The organism is Paenibacillus kribbensis, assembly GCF_001705305.1.
GTDB lineage: Bacteria > Bacillota > Bacilli > Paenibacillales > Paenibacillaceae > Paenibacillus > Paenibacillus kribbensis_B.
Genome location: NZ_MCBP01000001.1, coordinates 113,994 through 137,333, shown reverse-complemented (window position 1 = coordinate 137,333; position 23,340 = coordinate 113,994). Strand labels below are relative to the sequence as shown.

Here is a 23,340-nt window from a genome sequence, read left to right as displayed (position 1 = left end):
ATTGGCTTGAAAAAGTTGTAACCATTCTGGATTCACGAAGGAGGGATAGGAATGAGTGGAGCAACCGGGACCAAGGAGCAGGCTTTGGAGCAGAAGCTGGTGGATATTCGTCGCCATCTTCATCAAAATCCCGAGCTGTCAAATGAGGAAGTTGAAACGACCGCCTATATCCGCCGTCTGCTGGAAGAACAGAACATAACCATTCTGGATGTGCCATTGCGCACCGGACTGGTGGCAGAAATCGGCGGGCAGCAGGAGGGACCACTTGTGGCGCTTCGAGCGGACATTGATGCGCTGCCGATTCAGGAGGAGACGGGATTGGCTTATGCCTCGGTACATCCAGGCAAGATGCATGCTTGCGGGCATGATTTTCATACGGCTTCCCTCTTCGGGGCTGCTGTATTGTTAAAACAGCGGGAGCCAGAGCTGAAAGGTACGGTTCGGCTGGTGTTTCAGCCAGCAGAGGAAAAAGCCAAGGGCGCAGCCCAGGTGCTGGACAGCGGTGCACTGACAGGCGTGCAGGCCATATTCGGCCTGCATAATAAGCCGGACTTGCCCGTAGGCACGGTCGGTATCAAGGAAGGTCCGCTAATGGCAGCGGCGGATGGCTTTTACATTGAGGTGGAGGGGCTGAGTACGCATGCAGCCGTGCCGCATGCAGGGATTGATCCGATTGTGGTTTCATCACATATCATTACGGCCCTGCAATCCATTGTGAGCCGAAGCGTCAACCCGCTGGACAGCGCAGTGATCAGTGTCACGAAGCTGCACAGCGGCAACGCCTGGAACATCATTCCGGACCGTGCCCATCTGGACGGCACGATCCGGACGTTCGACGAGAACGTGCGTGCGCAGGTGGCTGAACGCTTCGAACAGGTTGTCAAAGGCGTGGCCGATGCTTTTTCCACGAAAGCGACCATCCGCTGGATCGAAGGCCCGCCACCTGTGCTGAATGACGGGCAGCTGGCTGTCATTGCGGAGCAGGCAGCCTGCGCTGCCGGTCTGGAGGTTGTTCGCCCCGTGCCGTCTTCGGCGAGTGAAGATTTTGGGCTTTATCAGAAGAGTATCCCCGGTGTGTTCGTTTTTGTCGGCACTTCGGGCAGCCAGGAATGGCATCATCCGGCTTTTGACCTGGACGAACGCGCGCTGCCGGGAACGGCGAAGCTGCTGGCATCACTGGCAGAATCGGCATTGGTATCCATAGAGTAGGGAGGAGAGTCTACTCCTTCGATATTTGTCCCCTCTTTGCAAAGAGGGGTTTTTTTAATTGACGATTTGTTATTCCAGTGATACTATAAAAATGTTATTTTATTCAAATTGAGAGTGGGTGAAATAGTATACGAAAATAATAGGTTTGTTATTCCCAAGTATGATTATCAAAAAATTACAGGTTATGGAGGTTGAAGAAATGCCGAAGAAAAAAGGAATGATGATGGCTTCTTTTTCATTGGTAGTGGCAGCTTCTTTACTGGTTGGCGGGGCTAATATAGGTTCAGCGGCCCCTGATTTGGAAAGCGCTTCCGATGTTGAGTCCACGAGCATTAGCTTGGCCGCTGCCGATATACCTGCAAAATTTAAGCCATCGGTAGAATGGGTTTGGAAGAATAGAATCGTTAAAGAAGGCTCAACCAACCGTAAAAATTTGATTTTTGATCAGATTTATGCGGGAAAAGGGACGTTAAATTATGTTGTCCGCTGGCAATCTCCCAAAAATATCACTCTTCAGCAGCGCAAAGATATGGCTTCCATGCTGAGCCGCCAGGTCAATAATTGGAACAAGCAGCTGAAAGGGTATGATGGCTGGCCTTATAACAATATTACTGTCAAAATCGTAGGCTGGGCTGTTGCGAATCCGTCACAAATTCTTAACAAACAATCTAATGAAATCGTTTACACGGATACCATTATAGATGATTTAAGCAAATCAAATCCAAGCATTCCTGCTAAACTCCCGGTTGCGCCTGACGCACTGTCCCGATTTGAACATTTTAATGATCCCAACTATGCTTATCCCGGCGGATTGAACAAGCGGTTTGATATGTATCTGTGGGGAACAGCTAATTTCGGCGGTGGGGCCGGTGGTGACTGGGGACAACGCATGTCTGATGATTATATCCTGAGCACCCTGAACGCTGATGAAATTCAGATTACAGAGCATGAAATGGGTCATGGATTTGGCCTCCCAGATTTCTATGAAGAGAACGAGCGTCCACCCGGTGGATTCCCGACACCTACAATTATGTGGGCAGGAAATTCTCCTAAAATAACAGAATGGGATACCTGGATGTTGCGCTATACCTGGAGCCAGGTCAAGAAGGATACTTCTCGTTTTCCTTCCCGATAAAAGATACGTAGAATAGCGCAAAAAGCTTATAAATAGGACCGTTTCTTCCAAAATCAAATTCTGTGATGGAATTGATTGTAGTGAAGGAACGGTTTTTTATTTCATAAAACACCTGTTTTTTGCACAAGAAGCGATGATAGTGTTCCAATATACGATCAAAATACCTAATTTAAATCATTAAGGAAAATATTGACGATGCAATTATCCAGTGATAATATAGTTTGTGATTATTTACAAAAAACGACAAGGAGGATTGATAGATTATCGTTGATCTTATAGATCAATACATAAATACGCAAAAGAGGTGATAGAGTTAATTGTTTCAGGCAATCTACCGTATTCATTCAAATAAATATGGAGGTCTATGCATGTTGAACAGAAAAGGAATGATGATGGCTTCTTTTTCAGTCGTGATCGCCAGTTCATTACTGATGGGAAATGCTACGATGCTGTCCGCAGCTTCTGCTGAAAACGGGAGTGTCGTGGCTGCAGCAACGGGTGATTCGACACTGGCTGATATGCCGGCTTATCTCAAATCATCAGTGGAGTGGGTTTGGAAGAATAGAATGCTGACCGAAGGATCGACGTCTCGTAACAACACGATTTTTGATCAAATTGATGCGGGAAAAGGGACTCTTAATTATGTTATACGCTGGCAATCTTCTAAGCCGGTTACGCTGCAACAGCGCCAGGATATTGCTAGAATGCTAGGTCGGCAGATGAACCATTGGACAGAGCATCTTCAGGGATATGATGGCTGGCCCTACAAGGAGATTAAAGTAAAAGTGGTAGGCTGGGCTGTTGCCGATCCTTCGCTGCTGCTGGACAAGCAGCCTGACGAGGTCGTTTATACGGAAACGACTAGAGATGAGCTAGCTTCCGAAAAGCCGGAAATTCCCGCCGTACTCCCGGTTGCGCCTGCAGACTTGTCCAGATATGAGCACTATTGGGACCCGTACTATTCGTATCCGGGTGGATATGATAAACGCTTTGATATGTATTTGTGGGTAACTGAAAATTTTGTAGGAGGAACCGGTCAGGATTGGGGCCAACGTGTGAATGATGATTATCTTTTTAGCACATTGAACGCGGATGAGATCGAAATCACGGAACATGAGATTGGACATGGCTTTGGCTTAACTGATTTTTATGAAGAGCACGAGCGTCCACCGGGTGGCTTCCCAACCAATACCATTATGTGGGCAGGTGATTCCGACCATATCACAGACTGGGATATCTGGATGCTGCGTTATACCTGGAGTCAGCTCAAAAAAGATACTTCCCGTTTCCCTAATACGACTAGAGGGGATGAGGGGCCCATCGATACATCACCTGACGAAAACGTTAACATTGCGCGAGCTGCCAAGGCCAGCACATCCTATACTTCGCCTTGGGAAAATGTGAGCGCACTCAATGATGGCTTTGATCCCACCAGTTCCAATGACAGAAGTCATGCCGTGTACGGAAACTGGCCTGAAACGGGAACACAATGGGTTCAATATGATTTTGACCAAGAGCAGACGGTATCCCAAACCGATGTATATTGGTTCAAAGACGGGGGCGGCATTGATGTTCCCAAGTCTTACAAGATTAAGTACTGGAACGGTCAAGGCTGGTCCAATGTCAAGCAGGCCAAAGGATTGGGAACAGCGGCGGATCAATATAATACGACCACTTTTACGCCTGTAAAAACAACGAAATTAAGAATTGAAATGGTATCCAAAGGAACGGCATCCACAGGGATTTTAGAGTGGAAAGTAGCGGCTAATCAAGGAGCAGCTAATCAATAAATCATATTTTGAAAATGATATGGAGGGAAACGAATGTTGAAGAAAAAAGGAATGATGGCGGCTTCATTTTCTGTGGTGATTGCCAGCTCCTTACTGATGGGAAATGCTAGCTTTGTATCTGCGGATGCGCATATGAATGAGAGTGCCGTGGTTGCGGCAACGGGTGATTCGACATTGGCTGATATGCCAGCTTATCTCAAATCATCGGTGGAGTGGGTTTGGAAGAATAGAATGCTGACCGAAGGCTCGACTAACCGTAAAAATTTGATTTTTGATCAAATTTTTGCGGGAAAAGGAACGCTAAACTATGTAGTGCGTTGGCAATCTTCCAAGCCCGTTACACTGAAGCAACGCCAGGATATTGCTAGAATGCTAGATCGCCAGATGAACCATTGGACAGAGCATCTCCAGGGATATGATGGCTGGCCCTATAAGAATATTAAAGTAAAAGTGGTAGGCTGGGCTGTTGCCGATCCTTCACTGCTGCTGGACAAGCAGCCTGACGAGGTCATTTATACGGATACCATTACAGATGTGTTAGCTTCCGAACAACCGGGAATTCCTGCTGCACTTCCCGTTGCGCCTAATGAAATATCCCGATTTGAGCATTTTTCGGACCCGAACTATTCGTATCCGGGTGGATTGGATAAACGTTTTGATATGTATCTTTGGGCTACAGAAAATTTCGGTGGGGGAGCCGGCGGTGACTGGGGACAACGTATGAATGATGAATACGTTCTGAGCACGGTGAACGCTGATGAGATTCAGATTACCGAACATGAGATTGGACATGGTTTTGGCTTAAACGATTTTTATCAAGAACACGAGCGTCCACCAGGTGGCTTTCCAACCAACACCATTATGTGGGCCGGCAATTCCAATCATATCACCGACTGGGATATCTGGATGCTGCGTTATACCTGGAGTCAGCTCAAAAAAGATACTTCCCGTTTCCCAAGCGTGGCTAACGGCGACGAGGGTCCCATCGATACATCACCTGACGAAAACGTGAACATTGCGCGAGCTGCAAAAGTCAGTACTTCCTATACTTCGCCTTGGGAAAATGTGAGCGCACTCAATGATGGCTTTGATCCCACCAGCTCCAATGACAGAAGTCACGCCGTGTACGGAAACTGGCCTGAAACGGGAACGCAGTGGGTTCAATATGATTTTGATCAAGAATATACAGTATCCCAATCCGATGTATATTGGTTCAAAGACGGGGGTGGCATTGATGTTCCCAAATCTTACAAGATCAAGTACTGGAACGGTCGAGGCTGGTCCAATGTCAAACAGGCCAAAGGATTGGGCACTACGGCGGATCAATATAATACGACCGCCTTTACACCTGTAAAAACAACGAAATTAAGAATTGAAATGGTATCCCAAGGCTCGGCATCCACAGGGATTTTAGAGTGGAAAGTCGCAGCGAACTAGCTTTAAGCATCACATTACTATTTCAAAGGGTTGTCTCTTGCAATATGCAGAAGACAACCTTTTTTAATTCATAGCTGTACAGTTGGAGTCTGATGATATCAGGCTTTTTTTGTATCTTGATTATGTGGTCTGCATCGTTCATATTTGTATGCATGGATTACTGAGAATGAACGTGTGTACGATAATATGTATAATGAACGTTAGACATGAAAGAAAAGAGGACAGAGAGCGATGAGTCACGACGTGGATGCTCCTTATGATGTACATGTAGCATATGGACCGGTGTTTGAGCTGCTCAGTAGCCTGCACACCTTTATTTGCCGCAAGGCTTACAAGAAGACTGATTTATCATCCGCATGGGCGGAGCAGGTGCGAGGAACGCTGTCTCCAGGCTTGTCCGGATTGCTGGAGTCCATGGAAATCAATGCAGATTGGAAAGTCATTTATGGACTGGTCTGCATGCTTGCAGATCAAGGCGATATTGCTGAGGTTGTAGATCGTTTGGAGAGCCAGACTGCACAGGAATTGCATGATCAGGCATCAGCCTATGGTATCCCGCTGCCTGACGATATGGAGAAGCTTCGCAGACTTGCTTTGCGGCTGCTATCCGGCTGGTATGAGGAATATTTTTGCCATGTGGATACGAAGATTTTAAGCGGGCTGGAGCAGGAAGCCGAACAGAGAAATAAGGAGAAGGATGTATATAGCTCTATGGAATGGGTGGATCGTACAACCAGTGGCTTCCGATTTGAGCCTTCCGAGGGACTAACGCGAGTGTTGCTGGTGCCACAATACCATTTTCAACCCATTAATATCATTTATCGGTTTGGATCGCTCCTGCTGTGTCATTATGCGGCGGGGATTTACGTTCAAGAGGAAGACTTCTTATCTCCACAGGAATACCGGATGATTCGAAGCCTGGGGGAGAAGAGCAGGCTCAAGATTTTAAAATATTTGTACCAAAGCCAGTCTCCACGAACCTTTATCGAGATTGTCCGTCATCTCAAGCTGTCCAAGGGAATCACACATGACCATATATTCAAGCTCCGTGCCGCTGGTTTCATCCATGCTCATTTTGATGGCGAAACATTGCTTGGTTACAGCGCGAGGCTTTCGGCCGTGGATGAAATGCATGGGAGTATCCTTGGCTATATGGAGCGCAATTAGGCTGCACACACAGCTTGGACTTTAACACTTTAAACAAATAGACGCAGGTCATTTGGAATCCAGATGAGTTGACGTCTATTTTTTTACATAAAAAATAGAGTTCTCTCTTTACAGAACCGGAATAGATTCCTATAATGAGATTTATCTTATTAATCACAACTTGTTCTATCGGAATTTACTAAATTAACTCGGGGGGATTATTTTGAAAAAGGGAATTATTCTACTTAGCAGTCTACTTCTGGCAAGCTCTGCTTTATTAGCTGCTTGCTCCAGCGGGGGATCGGATAGCGCTAGCCATGCTAATACGCAGAATAATGAGAACACGCAGCAGGCTGCTACAGCACAACCTTTAACAAGTCTGGTAAAGGCCTCTGATCTGTCCAAGTTGCCGGAAGTATCCCAAAAAAGAGACGACACGATTATTGTCGGTCTGACCGACCCGGCAGGCGTGTTCACGCCGTATTTTAACCAGAGCGGTTATGACGGCAATGTCATCTCGCAGTTGTGGACTCCGCTGGTTACGGTAGACGAGAAGGGGCTTCCACTGCCCAATCTGGCAAAGAGCTGGGATATTTCCAAGGATAATCTGACGTATACATTCCATTTGGTTCCAGGTACCAAATTCAGCGATGGCTCCCCTTTGACAGCAGAGGATGTCGCTTTTACCTGGACGTTGATCTATGACAAAGCCTATCCTGGCGACAGCCAAATCCGAAAGCTGAACATTAAAGGCGGCAAAGCCTATACGGAAGGCAAGGCAAAACAAATCGACGGGATCAAGGTGATTGATCCGCAGACCATTTCTGCGACGCTGGAAAAGCCAAACGCGTTGGCTCTGTCCATTCTCGGTGACAATGTACTGTCCAAGGCTTACTACGGCAAGGATTACAAGTTCGGACAGCTGGATTATTTTAAAAATCTGCATGGCAGTCCTCTGGGTAACGGAGCTTATAAGCTGGAAAAGTTCGTACCAGGACAAGAGGTTCGTCTGGAGGCCAATAACTACTTCTTCAAAGGCAAGCCGAAAACGCAGCACTTCATTTATAAGACAGCCGAGGGTGATGCTTGGCAGTTCATTGAAACAGGCGATACCGATTTTGCTTCCTTCACCGCAACACAGGAAAATATCGACAAGCTGAAAGGGCTTGGCTTTTTGAACATTTTGCCCTACACCCCGAGCACCTATGGATATTTGCAGGTCAACCTGGAAAATGAAAAGCTGAAGGATAAAAGGGTTCGTCAAGCGTTGACCTATGGACTGGATCGTAAAAGCATTTATGTCGATGCAGCTCAGGGAGCAGGGGCGGTCGCCAACATTCCAGCTTCTCCTATATTCTGGTCCTACACAACGGACGGAATCAACCCGTACAACTACGACCAGGAAAAAGCAAAAAAGCTGCTGGATGAAGCGGGCTGGGCAGAAGGTAGTGACGGTATCCGTGAGAAAAACGGCGAAAAGCTGACCATTCATCTGCTGACCTCCAAGCGTCCGGAGACAGACACCTTTATTGCGCTTGCGGCGGAGAATTACAAGGCGATTGGTGTGGATTTGCAGCCGGAAATTTTTGCAGATTTTAACGCCATGGTCGCCAAAGTGGAAGGGAAGGATTATGATCTGGCCGCCTTCTCGACAGGCATGCTGACAGATCCATCTGATGGAATCGAGCAATTCGTCAATGGAGAAATCAAGGGATATGACAATCCAAAGGTCAAAGAGTTATACGAAAAAGGCTTGTCTACGACGAATATTGAAGAACGCAAGAAAGTATATAAAGAATTATATGTGCTGTTAAATGATGAACTGCCTGTCATTTTCACCAACTACAAGAAGACGGTATATGCCTACAACGGTCGGATGGAGCATGTAAAGGTCAGTCCGTTCATTGGCTTGGCTGGTAATCTGTTCGAATGGTCTCTTAAATAAGGTAGGCATGCGGGCCCCTTGTGAAGAACCCCAGGTTCGGATCAAGGGGCTTCCCAAATGGGGATTGTGATCGAGCAGCCTGACCCTGAATTGAAAGGAGTCTGTCATGAGCTCGTTTTTAACGAAAAGACTGACGTACATGATTATTATTTTGCTGGCCGCTTCGATGATGATTTTTTTCCTGTACGCCATGACACCGGGAGATTTCATTAGTGGCAATCTGAAGCTGTCGCCGGAGAGAAAGGCGGAGCTGAGAGAAATCTACGGCCTGAACAAGCCTATTCTTGAACGTTATGGTAACTGGCTGGGAAATGCGCTGCATGGCAATTTCGGCTATTCGCTTGCCCAGCAGAAACCCGTGCTGACTCTGTTTAATGAGTATATCTGGAACTCGTTCTTGTTGGCCATTGTATCGACCTTCCTGACCTGGTTGATTGCGGTCATTATGGGTGTGATTGCTGCATACAAGCAATATTCCTGGTTCGATACGTTGGTCATGGTACTGATTTTCGCCGCGATGTCCGTTCCATCTTTTTTTATCGGGCTGTATCTGATCAAAATTGCGGCGGTCGATCTAAAGTGGCTGCCACCGGGCGGCATGCTCAATACAGGCAGTAACGCTACAGGCATGGAGTATGTCAAGGAGGTTCTCCAGCATATGACCTTGCCGGTGATCGTGATGACGCTGCTGGGGCTGGGCTCACTGACCCGCTACTTCCGCAGCAATATGATCGATGTGATCCAGCAGGATTATATCCGCACAGCACGTGCCAAGGGCTTAAAGGAAAGAAAGGTACTCTTTACGCACGCATTGAGAAATGCATTACTGCCTGCGATTACGCTCGTTGGTTTTGAATTGCCGGCGCTGTTTGGCGGATCACTTATTATTGAAAAGATTTTTAACTGGCCGGGCATCGGCCAACTGTATATGCAATCCTTTTCGCTTCGGGATTATCCGCTGCTCATGGGCTTCACGATGCTGATTGCCATATTGAGTGTCATCGGCACGCTGCTGTCCGATATTTTGTATCGCATCGCCGACCCGCGTGTAAAAGTGTAAGGAGGGGCTATGGAATGTCATCTGTTAGCAGTAATTTGAGCCAAAGCAGCGGCAGACTGCGGCCAGCTGTTAAATCCTCGATGTGGCAGCAAGCGCTCAGACAGCTGTTTCGAAACAAGCTGGCTATGGTTGGGCTGCTCGTCGTGATATTTATGTTTTTGCTCTGTTTTATCGGCCCGTTATTTTCACCCTATGCCGATAACAAAACCAATATATTGATGATGAACAAGGGGCCGAACATCCATCACTGGCTGGGAACAGACAAGCTGGGAAGGGATGTGCTGACCCGTGTGATGCAGGCAGGGCAAATATCTCTGACTGTGGGCTTGGCTTCTATGGTGCTGTCAGTTGTTTTGGGGGCTACGCTGGGGGTCATATCTGCATATTTTCGCGGAATCGCCGATCAGATCATTATGCGCGTTGCTGATTTGCTGCTGACGATTCCCAGTTTGCCGCTGCTCTTTATTATGGGCGCACTGCTGTCTGACTGGAAGGTTCCGCCCGATCAGCGGATGTACATTGTCATGCTGATGCTGAGTTTGGTCAACTGGCCTGGGATTGCGCGGATGGTGAGAGGCCAGATGCTTAGCTTGCGGGAGCGTGAATTTATGCAGGCTGCGACAGTGCTGGGATTATCCAATCGCCGTAAGCTGTTCAAGCATTTGCTGCCCAATATTTTGCCGTTGCTGATCGTTATTGCTACATTAAACATCGGCGGAGCCATCCTGAGTGAATCTGTCCTCAGCTTCTTTGGGCTTGGCGTACTGCCCACGACACCGACCTGGGGCAACATGATTGATGCGGCCAACAATGTGCTGGATTTTCAGCAGCGTCCGTGGTTGTGGATACCGCCAGGCTTGTCTATTTTTGCGACAGTCATCGCTATTAATATTTTTGGTGACGGACTGCGGGATGTACTTGACCCGAAACATAAGAGGTAGGTGATCATACACCATGAACAATTTACTTTCTATTGAGCATTTAAGCACTCATTTTTATACAGAAGAAGGAACCGTTAAGGCGGTAGATGATATCAGCTTTCGCGTAAAGCCGGGGGAAACGGTGTGCATTGTCGGTGAATCGGGCTGTGGCAAGAGCATTACCGCGATGTCGATCATGGGCTTGATCCAGAGTCCAGGTGGTAAAGTGGAGGGTGGAAGCATCCGTTTTGAGGGTACTGATTTGCTGGAGCTTGGCAGAAATGAGATGCGTACAATTCGCGGACATGAAATATCTATGATTTTTCAGGAGCCGATGTCTTCACTAAATCCGGTCATGACGATAGGTGAACAATTGTCCGAGCCACTGATTGAGCATTTGAAGCTGGGCCGCAAGGAAGCACGCAAGCGGGCACTGGAGCTGATCGAACAGGTCGGCATATCCCGACCGGAGCAGATTTTAAAAAGTTATCCGCATGAGCTGAGCGGGGGAATGCTGCAGCGCATCATGATCGCTATTGCTGTGTCCTGCAGTCCCAAGCTGCTAATCGCGGATGAGCCAACCACGGCGCTGGATGTGACAATACAAGCGCAAATTCTTGATATGCTGCGTGAGTTTAAAGCCCAATCCAATATGTCGCTCATGCTAATCACTCATGATTTGGGCGTTGTCGCGGAAATGGCTGATTACGTCATTGTGATGTATGCGGGCAAGATCGTCGAGGAAGGCGAGGTAGTGCAGCTATTCAACCACCCCAAGCATCCTTATACACGAGGCTTGCTTCAATCCAAACCGGTGCTTAATCAGCGCCAAAAGGAGCTTTATTCCATCCCTGGACAGGTGCCTAATCCGCTGGAGCTGACGGCTTCCTGCTACTTTCATGACCGCTGCGGGCATTGTATGGACATTTGTCGCGTGAAGGAGCCTGTATTAAAAGAGATTTCAGCTCAGCAGAAGGCAGCCTGCTGGTTATATGAGGAGGCGGTTGTGCATGGCTGAGCCGTTGTTGGAAATTGACCACTTAAAAACGTACTTTCCGGTCAAATCCGGGTTTATGAATCGTACTTCAGGGCATGTGCGGGCGGTGGACGATATCAGCTTTACCATCCGTCAAGGTGAAACCTTCGGCCTGGTGGGTGAATCAGGGAGCGGCAAAAGCACGGTGGGCCGCACAATTGTCAGGTTGACGGACAAAACGGACGGCACCGTGAAATACAAAGGCATTGACCTGCACAGATTGTCCGCAAAAGGGATGCAGGAGCTTCGTCCCAAAATCCAGCTGATCTTCCAGGACCCGTACAGCTCGCTGAATCCGCGGGTGCGGATCGGCGCTGCGATTGGTGAGGCGCTGCTGGATCATGGACTAGCGACGAAGGAGGAGGTCCGGTCCATTGTGCTGGATGTGCTCAAGCTGTGCGGATTATCGGAGTATCATATCGACCGTTTTCCACACGAATTTTCGGGAGGTCAGCGTCAACGGATTGGCATTGCTCGGGCGCTGGCACTTCAGCCGGATCTGATCATCGCTGATGAGCCGGTATCGGCGCTGGATGTGTCCATACAGGCGCAGATTATTAACCTATTTGCCAAATTGCAGGCCGAGCAGGGGCTGACATATCTTTTTATCTCCCATGACTTGAGTGTGGTAGAGCATCTGTGTTCCCGCATTGGAGTGATGTATCTGGGTTCTATGGTCGAAACGGCTTCGCGTGATGAGCTATTCGGAAATCCGCTGCATCCGTATACGAAAGCGCTGCTGTCCGCTGTGCCTATTCCGGTGCCAAAGCTGAAAAGGGAACGTATTTTGCTCAAAGGGGATATCCCGAGCCCGGTTAACCCTCCTTCAGGCTGCAAGTTCCATACCCGCTGTCCCTTTGCGATTGACCGTTGCTCCCAAGAGGTTCCTCTCTATCGAGAGGCTCGTCCAGATCACTGGGTGGCTTGCCATCTGGCTGAATGAAAAGGGTTGAGGCCGCAAAATTTGAAGCCGTCGAAACGGCAGACCGTTCACCATAATGAAGCGGTTCTGCTGGTTCAACGGCTTTTTGATGTTGCCAGAGGAATTCCAATATGTCTTGAAATATCATCTTTTTTTGGATTTTCGTGTAATTATCGCAATTTCCACACAATTTCTACACACTTTCTTTTTACAATAACTCAGATTAAAGAACTCGAAAGGAAGGAAGAGATGAATGAAAAGATGCGGAATCATCATTGTGCTTATTGGACTCCTCTCGTTTGTCAGCACAGCCTTGGCAGATGAGGCGACAAAACACGATGCGCATGGACAAGCAGGGCACGAGACGGTACAAGAACTACAGAACCCGGTAAAAGAAGAAATGACTTCTGATATGCAGATGGATGGGACTAATTCCCACAGTATGACTATGGAGGAACACCAAAACATGAACATGGATATGGACATGGGCACCAGTAAAGATTCATCTGACCCTAATCAATCTGCGGAAAGTGGTGGACATGGCGGACACGGCAAGGAAGTAGTAGAGACACCTCCCAATATTCCGGTATTAAGTACATTTGCAGGCATTATGTTGGCATTTATCCTTTATGGAGCCTGTCGTAAATGGTTACTGAAGAAGGGGCGTGCTCAAGCATGATCAACCCGGCAAATAAGACGCAGCAGGTGAGCATCCCACCTGAAAAAAAGAAATATAACCTCTTGGATATTCCGTTTGTAAAAGCTTTTATTAAGAGTCGATGGTATCCCGGAATATTCCAGTGGGCGGCTATGATCGTATTTTCTGTTATTGTATATGAGCTGGTTGCCGGTACGGTCAACCCCAGTCGAAATTTTGGAACTTCATTGACGTGGGTGCTGTGGTGGCCGGCCATTCCGATTATTTTTCTGGTATTGGGACGTTTCTGGTGCGCAGTCTGTCCTTTCGGTAAAATCAGTGACATTGTTCGAAAGCTGGTCGGCAGTGAAAGGCCGATGCCGAAGTTTTTAAAGAAATATGGAATATGGATGATTGATATTTTTTTCATCATGATTACATGGTCCGATCACATTTGGGGGATCATTGAATCGCCGCGCGGTTCCGGATATCTGCTTCTTGTTCTGACGACGATGGTTGTCGGTACTTCTGTATTTTTCGAAAGAAGGACCTTTTGTAAAACACTTTGCTTTCTCGGAGGATTGGCGGGCAACTATTCCCGTTCGGGTATGCTGGAGCTTCGGGGAACACCTGACGTTTGTAAAACCTGCAAGACACAATCCTGTTTTAAAGGCAACGGCAAGACAGAAGGATGTCCAATGTTTCAATTTGTCCGTACGATGGATGACAGTGCGGATTGTAACCTTTGCGGAAACTGCGTGAAGTCATGCCCTAACAATTCCATCCGTATCACCCCGAGAACGCCGACTGCAGAGCTGTGGGGAATCAAAAAACCAAAAGCCGAGCATGCATTTTTGGCAGCAGTTATTATGGGAATCGTTTTTGTACAAAATCTTACGATGTTAGGAATTTGGCAAGATATTTTAAAAGTAATTAGCAAGATTACGCAAACTACCTACTACCCGGTGAATTTTACGGTTGCTTTTGTGGTTTCCATGATGATTCCAATCGCCATGCTGTGGGGGACAGCGAAATTAACTGCCCGCAAAGGAACATCCGAGAAAGTAAAAGAGAATTTCGTGCGTTTTGGTTACGCCGTTATTCCGCTTGACTTGGCTGGTCACTTGGCTCATAATCTTTTCCACATGTTCACAGAAGGAAAAGCCATTTGGTTCAATACGAGTAATTTGTTTGGCTATACATTAACTGGAGACCTGGCATTGGCTTCTGTGGGTACTGTACAGCTTTTGCAGTATCTTGTTATTCTACTGGGTCTTGTCGGTTCAGCTTATGCTGTTTATCGCATAGGGAATAGGACTTCTTGGAAAAAGCTGCTGCCCTATTACGCGCTGATGATTTTGTTGGCAGTAATCAATATATATTTGTTCTCTTTGCCGATGGACCACCGGGTATAGCTCCTGATAACACAACAGCCAGCCTTCCTCGTACCACGGGTCGGCTGGCTGCTTTGTATGCCAAAGCATGATTGTTCCTGGAGTTACAGCTCTTGACGAAACATGTCATCTGGGACTGGCGGGACACTTGTCGGATTTTGGACCGATAATGTTGCTGCAGCCGATTGGAAAAGAGACTCTGGCAGCATGTTTCTTGCATTTTCCAAATTTGGGCAAACGATCAGGTCAATCGTTTTATTCATGGCCTGTTCCTGAATAATCTGACCGTTTTCAAATTGAACCTGGTTATTAACTGATTTTTGTACCAGGATATTTGTTTTGGGTGTCATAAATATTTCGATAAGAATAGAGGGGTAGACAACTCCATAAAAATTCGGATTGATCACATAATCGTAAGGATCATTCTTTGCTTCGTAGTTTGCAAGCCGTTTGACAAACAGCTTCTTTACTTGGTTATTAGGAAATTCAAAAACGGTCTCTGTGTAGCCATGCGTATCCAGCACCGATCTGTTAACATTGCTTTGTAAGGCCTGATTTTTTGGGGTCACACTTTTACCTCCCTCATAATTTTGAACTTGTTATTAAAGTAACGAAAAATTATAGAGAAACCATGTGTTTTTTGTGGTCTTTTTGTGAATGCAGGATACGATCTAAAGAACGTGCTTTAGGCTTTAGCAAGTAAAGGAGGATAGCATGAAATGGAATAAGGTATATTTAAAACTCAGTCTCACCATATTTAGTTTGTTTCTTGTGATTTTGGTCTTGCTTAGTATGGTCATCAATCAGCTATTCAGCAATTTCTATACGAAAAAAGCACATGAGGAAGCAAATGAGCTAGCTTTACACTTATCCACTATGCTTCGTGATCGAATCTATGCTGTGGAACCGATGGCCGAGTTCTCCGAGGCTAACATTTATCTAGTGAATAGGCAGGGTCAATTTCTTGACATGTCCACTTCTACAAAACAGAAAAAGATTCAGGCTTGGCCGAATGTGTGGGAAAATACACGATTGCTTCAGGGGAAGCAAATTGAAAAGGAGTTTACTGCAGGTGATCAGTTGTATTTATTGCATGGTATCCCGGTTAACAGTTCGGAAAATCCTGTGATCAAGGGAATTTATGTCGTGAGTTCATTAGAACATATGAAAGAATCGATCCGTTCAGTTCGTTATCTTATTGGCTTTGCAGGCTTTGGTACATTGCTGCTGGCGCTCGGCTGTATTTTTATCCTTGCCAAAAAGCTGTCCGCTCCATTAGTAGAAATGGAAGCAGCTACTCGTAGCATAGCAAAAGGAGAGTTGGAAGTACGTCTTCCCGTCCGTTCCCATGACGAAGTAGGCTCATTGTCCGGCGCGATTAATGATTTGGCAATGGAGCTCAAACGATATCGTGACACGCGCTCAGAGTTTTTTGCGAATGTCTCTCACGAGCTTCGAACTCCTGTCACTTATTTAAAGGGATATGCGAATGTCTTGGCCAATGGACTCGTGGATCATGAAGAAGAAAAACAACAATATTTACACATTATAGCCGATGAGGCTCATCGGTTGACGGTGATCATTAACGATTTGTTTGAGCTTGCCAAAATGGAGGAAGGGAAAATTGCATTCCATTTGGAATCCGTTGATGTCAGGCGAGCCGTTGAAAAGTCGGCAAATAAGGTAAGGATAAAAGCGGAGCAAAAGGGATTACAATTGGTATCCGCTCTGGAAACGATACCACGATGTCTTGTCGATCCTGTCCGCTTGGAACAGGTGCTTTTAAACTTGCTCGATAATGCCATACGTTATACAACAGAGGGGGCGATCGAACTCACTTTACAGCAAGGGAATGGATTCGGGGTCATTATGATCTCCGATTCAGGGCCAGGAATTCCGCCGGATGAACTTCCTTATATTTTTGAGCGGTTCTACAGGGTGGAAAAATCTCGTTCTCGGGAGCTTGGAGGTACGGGGCTTGGCCTTGCCATTGTCCAAAAATGGGTGCAGTTGCAAGGAGGAATGATTGAGGTAGAGAGTGAATTGGGACGGGGGACTGTCTTTCGTTTGTCATTTCCTTTTGCATAAATAGGAGGGAAATAGAAAAAGATGTATGAATGTAAAGCCAGACTTCCTTATTCGGGAAATCTGGCTTTTGTACTGGGCAAAAATTTGCTTTATCAGGAACTATTCAGGAGTGTTGTTCAAGCCCGAATCAGGCTGGAATGTATTTTGAAAATCATTATATTTCAGGTCCGTCACCATACCAGCAGAGGCATGATGCAAGTCGTGACAGTGAAACATCCAATCACCGGGGTTATTAGCTGTAAACGCTACGATATATTCTTCTCCGGGTTTAACATTCAGAGTGTCCTTATATACGGGGGAACCTTTAAGCGGAATTCCGTTTTTGCTTAGGACTTGAAACGTGTGACCGTGCAAATGCATAGGATGGTCATCGTTGGCAGATGTATTTACAAAACGAACTTTCACCTTATCTCCAGTTTGTACAGAAAGCGGCTCCGTGTCGGGATACACTTTGTTATTGATCGTATATTCCTGTTTTCCCTGCTGTTCACGGGTTCCCAGATTCATGGTGTAACTTACATCATACACATCATTCAGCGAAAACCGGCCTTTTTGCGATTTTCCGTAGTTTGTCAGATCTACTGTAGGCAGTTTCGTTAATGGATCGGGTTGATCCTTTGTTCCCTGCTCATTGGTGTATTGAATACGCTGCTTCATATTCGAAATCCTTGGGCTGGAACCGTGCTCTTCCAAGTACCACGTTCCCGGGTTATCAGCCTGAAATTCAATATCTACCCGTTCACCGGGGGCAATCGAAAGAAGCTTGTCCTTAACCCACTTGGGATCAGAGACAGGATTGCCATCGGTAGCAATGATACGGTAACGATGTCCATGCAAATGAAGCGAATGACTCAAATATCCTGCATTAATCAAGCGCAGACGAACGGTGTCTCCTTGGGTGACTTGCAGCGGCTGCGAGCTATTATAAGTTTGGCCGTTTATCGTATAGAGATCATACATACTCATATCATGTCCCGGCTGAGCAGATGTATTTTGTTCACTTTGGCCACTTGAGTCGGTTGTGGTTGAGGAATGATCCATGCCGGGCATGCTCATGTTCATCATGCCTTCATGATCACTTTCCGAGCTTGAACTCATCCATTCATCCAACATTAACGTATAATCCCGATCCGCTTTCACCAGTTCATCTTCCACAACAAAGGAACCATAAAGTCCTTTATCGACCTGATTGACGCTGTCCTGATGAGAATGATACCAGTACGTGCCGGGAACCGTCGCTTTGAAGGTATAAGTAAAACTCTTGCCTGGAGCAATCGCATTCTGCGTGATCCCCGGAACACCATCCATTTTAAAAGGTAACGGATATCCATGGATATGCAAGGAGATGGGCACTGTTAACTGATTTTTCACGGTAATGTTTACGGTTTTTCCTTTTTTAATTCGGATTTGGGGGCCTGGCACTGAGTTATTGAACGTCCAAACCGGGAGGGACGTTCCTTCTTCTACTTCCAGGTTACTGGCCTCGGCCGTTAAGGTTGCCTGTTCACCATTTAATTCAGTGGGCTTGACCGTTTGTTTTAATGATACTGCTTTAGACGTGGTTTCTTTAGATAAAGCTGCTGTAGATTTAACGTCTTTAGCTGTTGAACAACCAGCCAAGATGCTACTGAGCACAAATATACCCAGGATTGTCTTTCCAAGTAAAGCTTTATTCATGACACATTCCCTCCTTCTATTATTAATAAGACGCATTATAGGTCACAATTTTGTGGAAAGTATGAAGTTATCACAAATTTTAATTATAAGAATTTCCTCATAAAAACCACATAATTAAGGGCTATACTCAAGACATCCAAAAGAGGAGGGATCAGCATGGATTGGAGTTGGTTGCTTGTGCTTGCATGCCCTATCATGATGATTTTTATGATGTTTGGCATGAAAGGACATCATGGTCATGGTAAAAGAACGGAGTTACAAGATTCGGTAAGCAGATCAGAGTATGAGGTGCTTGTTAAGGAAAACCAGGCAATACAGAAGCAATTAAATCAGATACATGAGAAGGTTAATGGATGATAACTTTTAGATAAATGAAAAAATGAGACGAAATGGAGCGAATACTAGATGAAAAAGAAATACTGGTTGCTTACGGCAATAATCACATTGTCAATGATTGGAGTTACTCTGGTGAGTCAATGGAACATGAGTCAAGGGAAAGGTAGTGAACAGTCGATTACGTCTGATCAGGCTGATGAACATGGACATACGTCAAACGCTACGATGAGTATGATGAATCAAAATGGAGGTATGCACACATCCATGAGTAAAGCGATGGACATGAAGGGGATGATGGATCAGAAGAATATGCAAAAAATGATGGAAGGCAAGGAAGGAGAAGAAATGTTGAAGCAGTGTGTATAACCTCAAATGGATACTTGCTCTCATGTTTGTTATGCTGATGTAGGGACAACGACTTCACTAAGGTAGGGGAATAGGCGTGGGTCAGTTAAGAGTGCTTGTGATCGATGACGAATGGAATATGCGAAATCTTCTTCGAATTTATTTAAGTAACGAAGGATTTCACGTAACCGAATCATCTAACGGAAGTGAAGGTTTGAAGGCTTTTAGAAGCCAAACGCATGACGTTGTTTTATTAGATGTTATGATGCCGGACATGGACGGATGGCAGGTTTGCAAGAAAATGCGAGAAATTGCGTCTGTTCCAATACTCATGCTAACCGCTCGAGGTGAGATCAAGGACAAGGTACTCGGACTTGGCATAGGGGCGGACGATTATGTCGTGAAGCCTGTGGACCCGGAAGAACTTATTGCCCGAATTTATGCATTGTTGCGACGCTCCAGTCATCAAGCCCATGCTGTGGTCAGGGAGCAGAAGCTTACGTTCCCGGATTTAACCATATATCCGGAACGGCGGCAGGTACTGGTGCTGAACGAAAACATCGACTTAACACAAAAGGAGTATGACATTTTACAATTATTAGCCCAGCACCCGCAACGAACGTTCTCACGGGACGCTATCGTTGAACGCTTATGGGGGAACGATTTTTTGGGGGAAAATCGTGTCATTGATACTCATATCAAAAACATCCGAGAAAAATTACAACTTGTTGGACTGTCGTATAACCCTATAAAAACGGTTTGGGGAATAGGCTACAAATGGGATGATTCGTCTTATTAGCTCGTTGTAAAGTATAGAGGTGAATGATGAATAAATCGGATTGGACAATTGCTGCCTCCATAATCTTCGTCGGCTTGTCCTGCATGATCATGCCAGCAACCGCGTATGCGCCAAATCCGATGTTATCCTACTTTGGAATCATGCTGAAATTAGCAGTGGTCGCTGGCATACTGATATCTTTGTTTTGGCTCTTATACTTATGGTTGAATAAAAGAAAGAAATAATACTAAAGAAAAAAACATGCTCCAGATTCTGAGGAGTATGTTTTTTTAGCTGTTTTTCATGTGATAAATATTATAGTTTGTATTGATTCTCTTCAGATGGTTAGGTAAAATATGGACGGGTTAAAAATAATACATAGCAGATGATTACATAATGTGGCTATATCAGATTATGTATACCTCAGGAGGAAGCTACGGGATGGAAGAGAAACAGAGAGAGGACTCCTTTTGGAGTCTAGTAAAAAAGGGGAATAAATCCTCGGGCTCGGCGGCGTTAGGTAATACTGGGATTGCTCTGGTTAAAGGGATTGCTTTTGCCTTGACAGGCAGTGGTTCCATGTTTGCCACGATGATGCATTCCATTGCAGATGCAGTGAACCAAATATTTGTATTCGCGGGTAGCGTACTGGCAGAGAAACAGCCGACAAAACGCTTTCCTACCGGTTTTGGTCGGGTGATTAACTTGTTTTGTATGGTTGCCGTTATTGTCGTAACGATTATGGCCTATGAAACTGCTCTGGAAGGCATTCATTTGCTGCAGCACCCGGCTGAATCTGCCCAGGGATTTTGGATTAATGTAGTGGTGCTTGTTTTGTCACTGGTGGTTGACGGATTTGTATGGAGCAAAGCAATGAAAGAAGTGCTGCATGAATCCAGAGTAGAAGCCAAGGGATTCGGCATTTTTATCTCTGCGTTCCGTCATGTGGGACGTGCTGCGCCACCAACCCGTCTGGTATTTTATGAGGATTTGGTAGCAACAACGGGTGGTGTGCTTGCCCTGCTGGCTGTCGTGGTCACATCGCTGACAGATTTTAAGCTGTTGGACGGGATTTCGAGTATTCTTATCGGTTGTCTGATGGTCGGTGTTGCTTTTCGGGTCGGCTACGATAATATGGTGGGCTTGATTGGTGTATCGGCTCCCCCGGATATCGAAGAACGTGTGGCTTCGATTATACTTGCAGATACGCATGTAACGGATATTTATCAAATGCGTATCTTGCAGGAGGGACGCTATTATCACGTGGAAGGGCTGATTGAGCTTACACCGGGAATGACGCTGGCAGATGCGGATGATATCAAGTTTAGAGTCGAGGATGCTTTGCTGCGTGACCCTCATATTTCAGACGCTGCATTAGGTATTCTGGAAGATGATGGGGTTAAAAACTGGAAGTAGTGTAAAGCAAGAACTTCCATGACCACGGAAACGTGGCGTGGAGGTTCTTTTATTTTTTCCAAATGGTGGGGCTACCCCTTTGAATTTAGGCTCATTGTTAGATACAATGAAAGCGTTAACAAAAAAAGAAGGTGAAATGAATGCTTCTTATGGGGAGGAAAAGCGAATGAGTCTTTTGAAGGAGGCTTGGCCTGCTTCGCGGCTCGTTATGGTGCTGTCTGATGGGGTGCAGGGCACAGCAAGGCAAAGTGTAAGGAGTGAATGGACAAAAAGGCTGCGGGCGACTGTCGCTGAACCGGTATACGCCGGGCTTTGGATGGACATCGAGCGTGTCTGTAAGGATAGTCGGGGAACACCATGGCCTGAGCTCCCGTTGACCTTGTTCCGACAATTTGCATATACGGGAGAGCGCAAGCCGTATGAGGATGTGTACTTTGAACGGCGTGGACGACTGGCTGCTTTGGTGCTGGCAGCTGTTGCCGATTCGGAGCCCTGGAGGATGAAAGAGGTGGAAAGCGGTCTGCTGGAAATATGTTGCGAGTACACATGGGCGCTTCCTGCACATGTCAGGGAAGAGGACACTGTGACACCGCCTTGGCAGCAGGTGGATTTATTTGCTTCTGAAACAGCGCAGATGCTGGCTGAAATTTTATTGCTGCTAGGCGAGCAGTTGGATGGACATGTGGTCGCTCAGGTGCGCCAAGAGGTCGGGCGCCGTGTGCTGGAGCCTGTTTTTTGGCAGCCTCGCCATTTTGAATGGGAGACAGCAGACCATAACTGGGCCGCCGTATGCGCTTCCGGTTGCGGAATCGCTGCATTGCTGCTGGGGGAAGACAGTCTGGGCAAAGCGGAGGCTATCGAGAAAATGCTCGGCGCGCTGGATTGCTTCCTGGCAGGCTACGGGGAAGATGGAGGGTGTCCTGAGGGCGTTGGCTATTGGGTATACGGCTTTGGTTATTTTATTTATTTTGCCGATGTGCTGCGTGCGTTTACCGGGGAAGCCGTAGATATTCTGAACTCGGAAAAGGTGAGGCAAATCGCCGCCTTTGCGGAGCGGGTGCATCTGTCGGATGGAATTTTCGCCAATTATTCAGACAGCAGTGAAACTGAACGCTTGCCCTCTGGACTTATCTCTTATTTAAATTCCTTGCAGGAAGGCCGCTCGACACTCCCTTTTCACGTACCTGGTCTACTGGAGGACCCTTGTCGTCGCTGGGCACACGTATTGCGCAACCTGGTATGGACAAATCCTTTGGCATTTGGAAGCGATGCGGCTGGAGTCGATTATTTGCCACAGCTAGGATGGCTGATGTGCCGTAGCAGAGCTGGAAGACAAAGGCCTGAATTAGGCGCAATGCTTGCATTTTCAGCCAAGGGTGGGCATAACAATGAACCGCACAATCATAACGATCTAGGACATTTTATCCTTCATGGTGGTGGTGAAAATCTGCTGTGTGATCTGGGAGCAGGCTTGTATACGAAAGCCTATTTTTCACCGGGACGAGAGTCGATCATCAACATTTCCTCCGGCGGCCATTCTGTGCCCATAATCAATGGGACCATGCAGCAATCGGGTGCAAGGGCAAAGGCGGTTGTACTGGATATTGCTGTAGATGAGCAGGAGGAGACACGGACGGGCACAAGGCTAAAACTTGATTTGACATCCGCGTATCCGGTAGAAGAATTAACGGTTTTCACCCGCTCCTTTGCATGGACTGTGCTGGAGGAAAACGAAGAAGCGAGGCTTACTGTCACAGATCATTTTGAGTTTGGATCGTCCGGCGTGAGTATAAAACCATGGGATGTGGAGGAGCTTTTGATCAGCCGTATTCAGCCCAGAACAGGAACGGGCTTCGTGGAATGGCAAGGAACGAAGGCTGTGGTCAGGCTGGATTATGATGCCAGTGTACTGCGTCCAAGGGTGGAGGCAGTGAAGCATGTGGATCATGATGGAGTACCCTTTGTGTTTTATAAAACATCGCTGAAATTGGCCTCAGATCGCTGGAACGATTCTGCAAGTGTAGATTGCAATCTGTTTTTTATCATCAATCAATCTTCATGTTGAATGG

Annotated in this window: 20 protein-coding genes; 18 read left to right on the top strand and 2 right to left on the bottom strand. The window is 46.5% G+C overall.

The window, feature by feature from the left end:
* The first annotated feature begins 51 nt into the window (after nt 1-51).
* The 12 genes from BAZ21_RS00585 (at nt 52) to BAZ21_RS00530 (ending at nt 14,652) form a co-directional block, all read left to right on the top strand.
* Complete coding sequence (locus tag BAZ21_RS00585; protein WP_068496164.1) at nt 52-1,209, top strand: amidohydrolase; 1,158 nt, start codon at nt 52-54, stop codon at nt 1,207-1,209.
* Nucleotides 1,210-1,408: 199 nt separating this feature from the next.
* A complete protein-coding gene (locus tag BAZ21_RS00580) occupies nt 1,409-2,344 on the top strand; it encodes a dockerin (RefSeq protein WP_068496163.1) in 936 nt (311 codons plus the stop codon).
* 368 nt (nt 2,345-2,712) lie between these two features.
* Nucleotides 2,713-4,134 (top strand): discoidin domain-containing protein, encoded by a 1,422-nt coding sequence (locus BAZ21_RS00575; protein WP_068496162.1) that lies wholly within the window; start codon nt 2,713-2,715, stop codon nt 4,132-4,134.
* A 33-nt stretch (nt 4,135-4,167) separates the two neighbouring features.
* Nucleotides 4,168-5,571, top strand: a complete 1,404-nt coding sequence (locus tag BAZ21_RS00570; protein WP_068496161.1) for a discoidin domain-containing protein — start codon at nt 4,168-4,170, stop codon at nt 5,569-5,571.
* A gap of 231 nt (nt 5,572-5,802) precedes the next feature.
* Nucleotides 5,803-6,738 (top strand): ArsR family transcriptional regulator, encoded by a 936-nt coding sequence (locus BAZ21_RS00565; RefSeq protein WP_068496160.1) that lies wholly within the window; start codon nt 5,803-5,805, stop codon nt 6,736-6,738.
* Nucleotides 6,739-6,937: 199 nt separating this feature from the next.
* Nucleotides 6,938-8,662 carry an ABC transporter substrate-binding protein gene (locus BAZ21_RS00560; RefSeq protein WP_068496159.1) on the top strand — a complete coding sequence of 575 codons (1,725 nt, stop codon included), beginning with the start codon at nt 6,938-6,940 and terminating at the stop codon, nt 8,660-8,662.
* A gap of 106 nt (nt 8,663-8,768) precedes the next feature.
* Complete coding sequence (locus BAZ21_RS00555) at nt 8,769-9,722, top strand: ABC transporter permease (RefSeq protein ID WP_068496158.1); 954 nt, start codon at nt 8,769-8,771, stop codon at nt 9,720-9,722.
* A gap of 14 nt (nt 9,723-9,736) precedes the next feature.
* On the top strand, nt 9,737-10,663 hold the full coding sequence (opp4C, locus tag BAZ21_RS00550) for an oligopeptide ABC transporter permease (RefSeq protein WP_068496157.1): 927 nt from the start codon (nt 9,737-9,739) through the stop codon (nt 10,661-10,663).
* Between the two features lie 13 nt (nt 10,664-10,676).
* A complete protein-coding gene (locus BAZ21_RS00545; protein ID WP_068496156.1) occupies nt 10,677-11,660 on the top strand; it encodes an ABC transporter ATP-binding protein in 984 nt (327 codons plus the stop codon).
* The gene (locus tag BAZ21_RS00540) at nt 11,653-12,621 is read left to right on the top strand and encodes an ABC transporter ATP-binding protein (protein WP_068496155.1); all 969 of its coding nucleotides are present in this window, start codon (nt 11,653-11,655) and stop codon (nt 12,619-12,621) included. Before BAZ21_RS00545 ends, BAZ21_RS00540 begins: the two co-directional genes overlap by 8 nt.
* A gap of 232 nt (nt 12,622-12,853) precedes the next feature.
* Entirely contained in the window at nt 12,854-13,279 is a 426-nt protein-coding gene (locus tag BAZ21_RS00535) for a hypothetical protein (protein ID WP_068496154.1), read from the top strand.
* The gene (locus BAZ21_RS00530) at nt 13,276-14,652 is read left to right on the top strand and encodes a 4Fe-4S binding protein (RefSeq protein ID WP_068496153.1); all 1,377 of its coding nucleotides are present in this window, start codon (nt 13,276-13,278) and stop codon (nt 14,650-14,652) included. Before BAZ21_RS00535 ends, BAZ21_RS00530 begins: the two co-directional genes overlap by 4 nt.
* An 83-nt stretch (nt 14,653-14,735) precedes the next feature.
* On the opposite strand, the gene BAZ21_RS00525 is transcribed toward BAZ21_RS00530, so the two are convergent.
* A complete protein-coding gene (locus tag BAZ21_RS00525; protein WP_068496152.1) occupies nt 14,736-15,200 on the bottom strand; it encodes a hypothetical protein in 465 nt (154 codons plus the stop codon).
* Nucleotides 15,201-15,345: 145 nt separating this feature from the next.
* On the opposite strand from BAZ21_RS00525, the gene BAZ21_RS00520 reads away from it, so the two are divergent.
* Complete coding sequence (locus BAZ21_RS00520) at nt 15,346-16,719, top strand: HAMP domain-containing sensor histidine kinase (protein WP_068496151.1); 1,374 nt, start codon at nt 15,346-15,348, stop codon at nt 16,717-16,719.
* Nucleotides 16,720-16,818: 99 nt separating this feature from the next.
* Here BAZ21_RS00520 and BAZ21_RS00515 read toward each other — a convergent pair whose 3' ends face one another.
* The gene (locus BAZ21_RS00515) at nt 16,819-18,396 is read right to left on the bottom strand and encodes a multicopper oxidase family protein (RefSeq protein ID WP_068496150.1); all 1,578 of its coding nucleotides are present in this window, start codon (nt 18,394-18,396) and stop codon (nt 16,819-16,821) included.
* Nucleotides 18,397-18,552: 156 nt separating this feature from the next.
* On the opposite strand from BAZ21_RS00515, the gene BAZ21_RS00510 reads away from it, so the two are divergent.
* The 5 genes from BAZ21_RS00510 to BAZ21_RS00485 all read left to right on the top strand — a co-directional run bounded on the left by BAZ21_RS00510 (nt 18,553) and on the right by BAZ21_RS00485 (nt 23,336).
* A complete protein-coding gene (locus tag BAZ21_RS00510) occupies nt 18,553-18,753 on the top strand; it encodes a DUF2933 domain-containing protein (RefSeq protein ID WP_068496149.1) in 201 nt (66 codons plus the stop codon).
* A 48-nt stretch (nt 18,754-18,801) separates the two neighbouring features.
* Complete coding sequence (locus BAZ21_RS00505) at nt 18,802-19,098, top strand: hypothetical protein (RefSeq protein WP_068496148.1); 297 nt, start codon at nt 18,802-18,804, stop codon at nt 19,096-19,098.
* Nucleotides 19,099-19,174: 76 nt separating this feature from the next.
* Complete coding sequence (locus BAZ21_RS00500; RefSeq protein ID WP_084011479.1) at nt 19,175-19,876, top strand: response regulator transcription factor; 702 nt, start codon at nt 19,175-19,177, stop codon at nt 19,874-19,876.
* A 420-nt stretch (nt 19,877-20,296) separates the two neighbouring features.
* Nucleotides 20,297-21,271, top strand: coding sequence for a cation diffusion facilitator family transporter (locus tag BAZ21_RS00490; protein WP_068496146.1), 975 nt, complete (start codon nt 20,297-20,299; stop codon nt 21,269-21,271).
* A gap of 166 nt (nt 21,272-21,437) precedes the next feature.
* Entirely contained in the window at nt 21,438-23,336 is a 1,899-nt protein-coding gene (locus tag BAZ21_RS00485; RefSeq protein WP_068497037.1) for a heparinase II/III family protein, read from the top strand.
* Nucleotides 23,337-23,340: the final 4 nt, after the last annotated feature.

What these genes read in the sequence shown, in the direction of transcription:
- BAZ21_RS00585 (WP_068496164.1), top strand. Translation starts at nt 52, where the DNA reads ATGAGTGGAGCAACCGGGACCAAGGAGCAGGCTTTGGAGCAGAAGCTG.
- BAZ21_RS00580 (WP_068496163.1), top strand. Translation starts at nt 1,409, where the DNA reads ATGCCGAAGAAAAAAGGAATGATGATGGCTTCTTTTTCATTGGTAGTG.
- BAZ21_RS00575 (WP_068496162.1), top strand. Translation starts at nt 2,713, where the DNA reads ATGTTGAACAGAAAAGGAATGATGATGGCTTCTTTTTCAGTCGTGATC.
- BAZ21_RS00570 (WP_068496161.1), top strand. Translation starts at nt 4,168, where the DNA reads ATGTTGAAGAAAAAAGGAATGATGGCGGCTTCATTTTCTGTGGTGATT.
- BAZ21_RS00565 (WP_068496160.1), top strand. Translation starts at nt 5,803, where the DNA reads ATGAGTCACGACGTGGATGCTCCTTATGATGTACATGTAGCATATGGA.
- BAZ21_RS00555 (WP_068496158.1), top strand. Translation starts at nt 8,769, where the DNA reads ATGAGCTCGTTTTTAACGAAAAGACTGACGTACATGATTATTATTTTG.
- opp4C (WP_068496157.1), top strand. Translation starts at nt 9,737, where the DNA reads ATGTCATCTGTTAGCAGTAATTTGAGCCAAAGCAGCGGCAGACTGCGG.
- BAZ21_RS00545 (WP_068496156.1), top strand. Translation starts at nt 10,677, where the DNA reads ATGAACAATTTACTTTCTATTGAGCATTTAAGCACTCATTTTTATACA.
- BAZ21_RS00540 (WP_068496155.1), top strand. Translation starts at nt 11,653, where the DNA reads ATGGCTGAGCCGTTGTTGGAAATTGACCACTTAAAAACGTACTTTCCG.
- BAZ21_RS00535 (WP_068496154.1), top strand. Translation starts at nt 12,854, where the DNA reads ATGAAAAGATGCGGAATCATCATTGTGCTTATTGGACTCCTCTCGTTT.
- BAZ21_RS00530 (WP_068496153.1), top strand. Translation starts at nt 13,276, where the DNA reads ATGATCAACCCGGCAAATAAGACGCAGCAGGTGAGCATCCCACCTGAA.
- BAZ21_RS00520 (WP_068496151.1), top strand. Translation starts at nt 15,346, where the DNA reads ATGAAATGGAATAAGGTATATTTAAAACTCAGTCTCACCATATTTAGT.
- BAZ21_RS00515 (WP_068496150.1), bottom strand. Translation starts at nt 18,396, where the DNA reads ATGAATAAAGCTTTACTTGGAAAGACAATCCTGGGTATATTTGTGCTC.
- BAZ21_RS00510 (WP_068496149.1), top strand. Translation starts at nt 18,553, where the DNA reads ATGGATTGGAGTTGGTTGCTTGTGCTTGCATGCCCTATCATGATGATT.
- BAZ21_RS00505 (WP_068496148.1), top strand. Translation starts at nt 18,802, where the DNA reads ATGAAAAAGAAATACTGGTTGCTTACGGCAATAATCACATTGTCAATG.
- BAZ21_RS00490 (WP_068496146.1), top strand. Translation starts at nt 20,297, where the DNA reads ATGGAAGAGAAACAGAGAGAGGACTCCTTTTGGAGTCTAGTAAAAAAG.
- BAZ21_RS00485 (WP_068497037.1), top strand. Translation starts at nt 21,438, where the DNA reads ATGAGTCTTTTGAAGGAGGCTTGGCCTGCTTCGCGGCTCGTTATGGTG.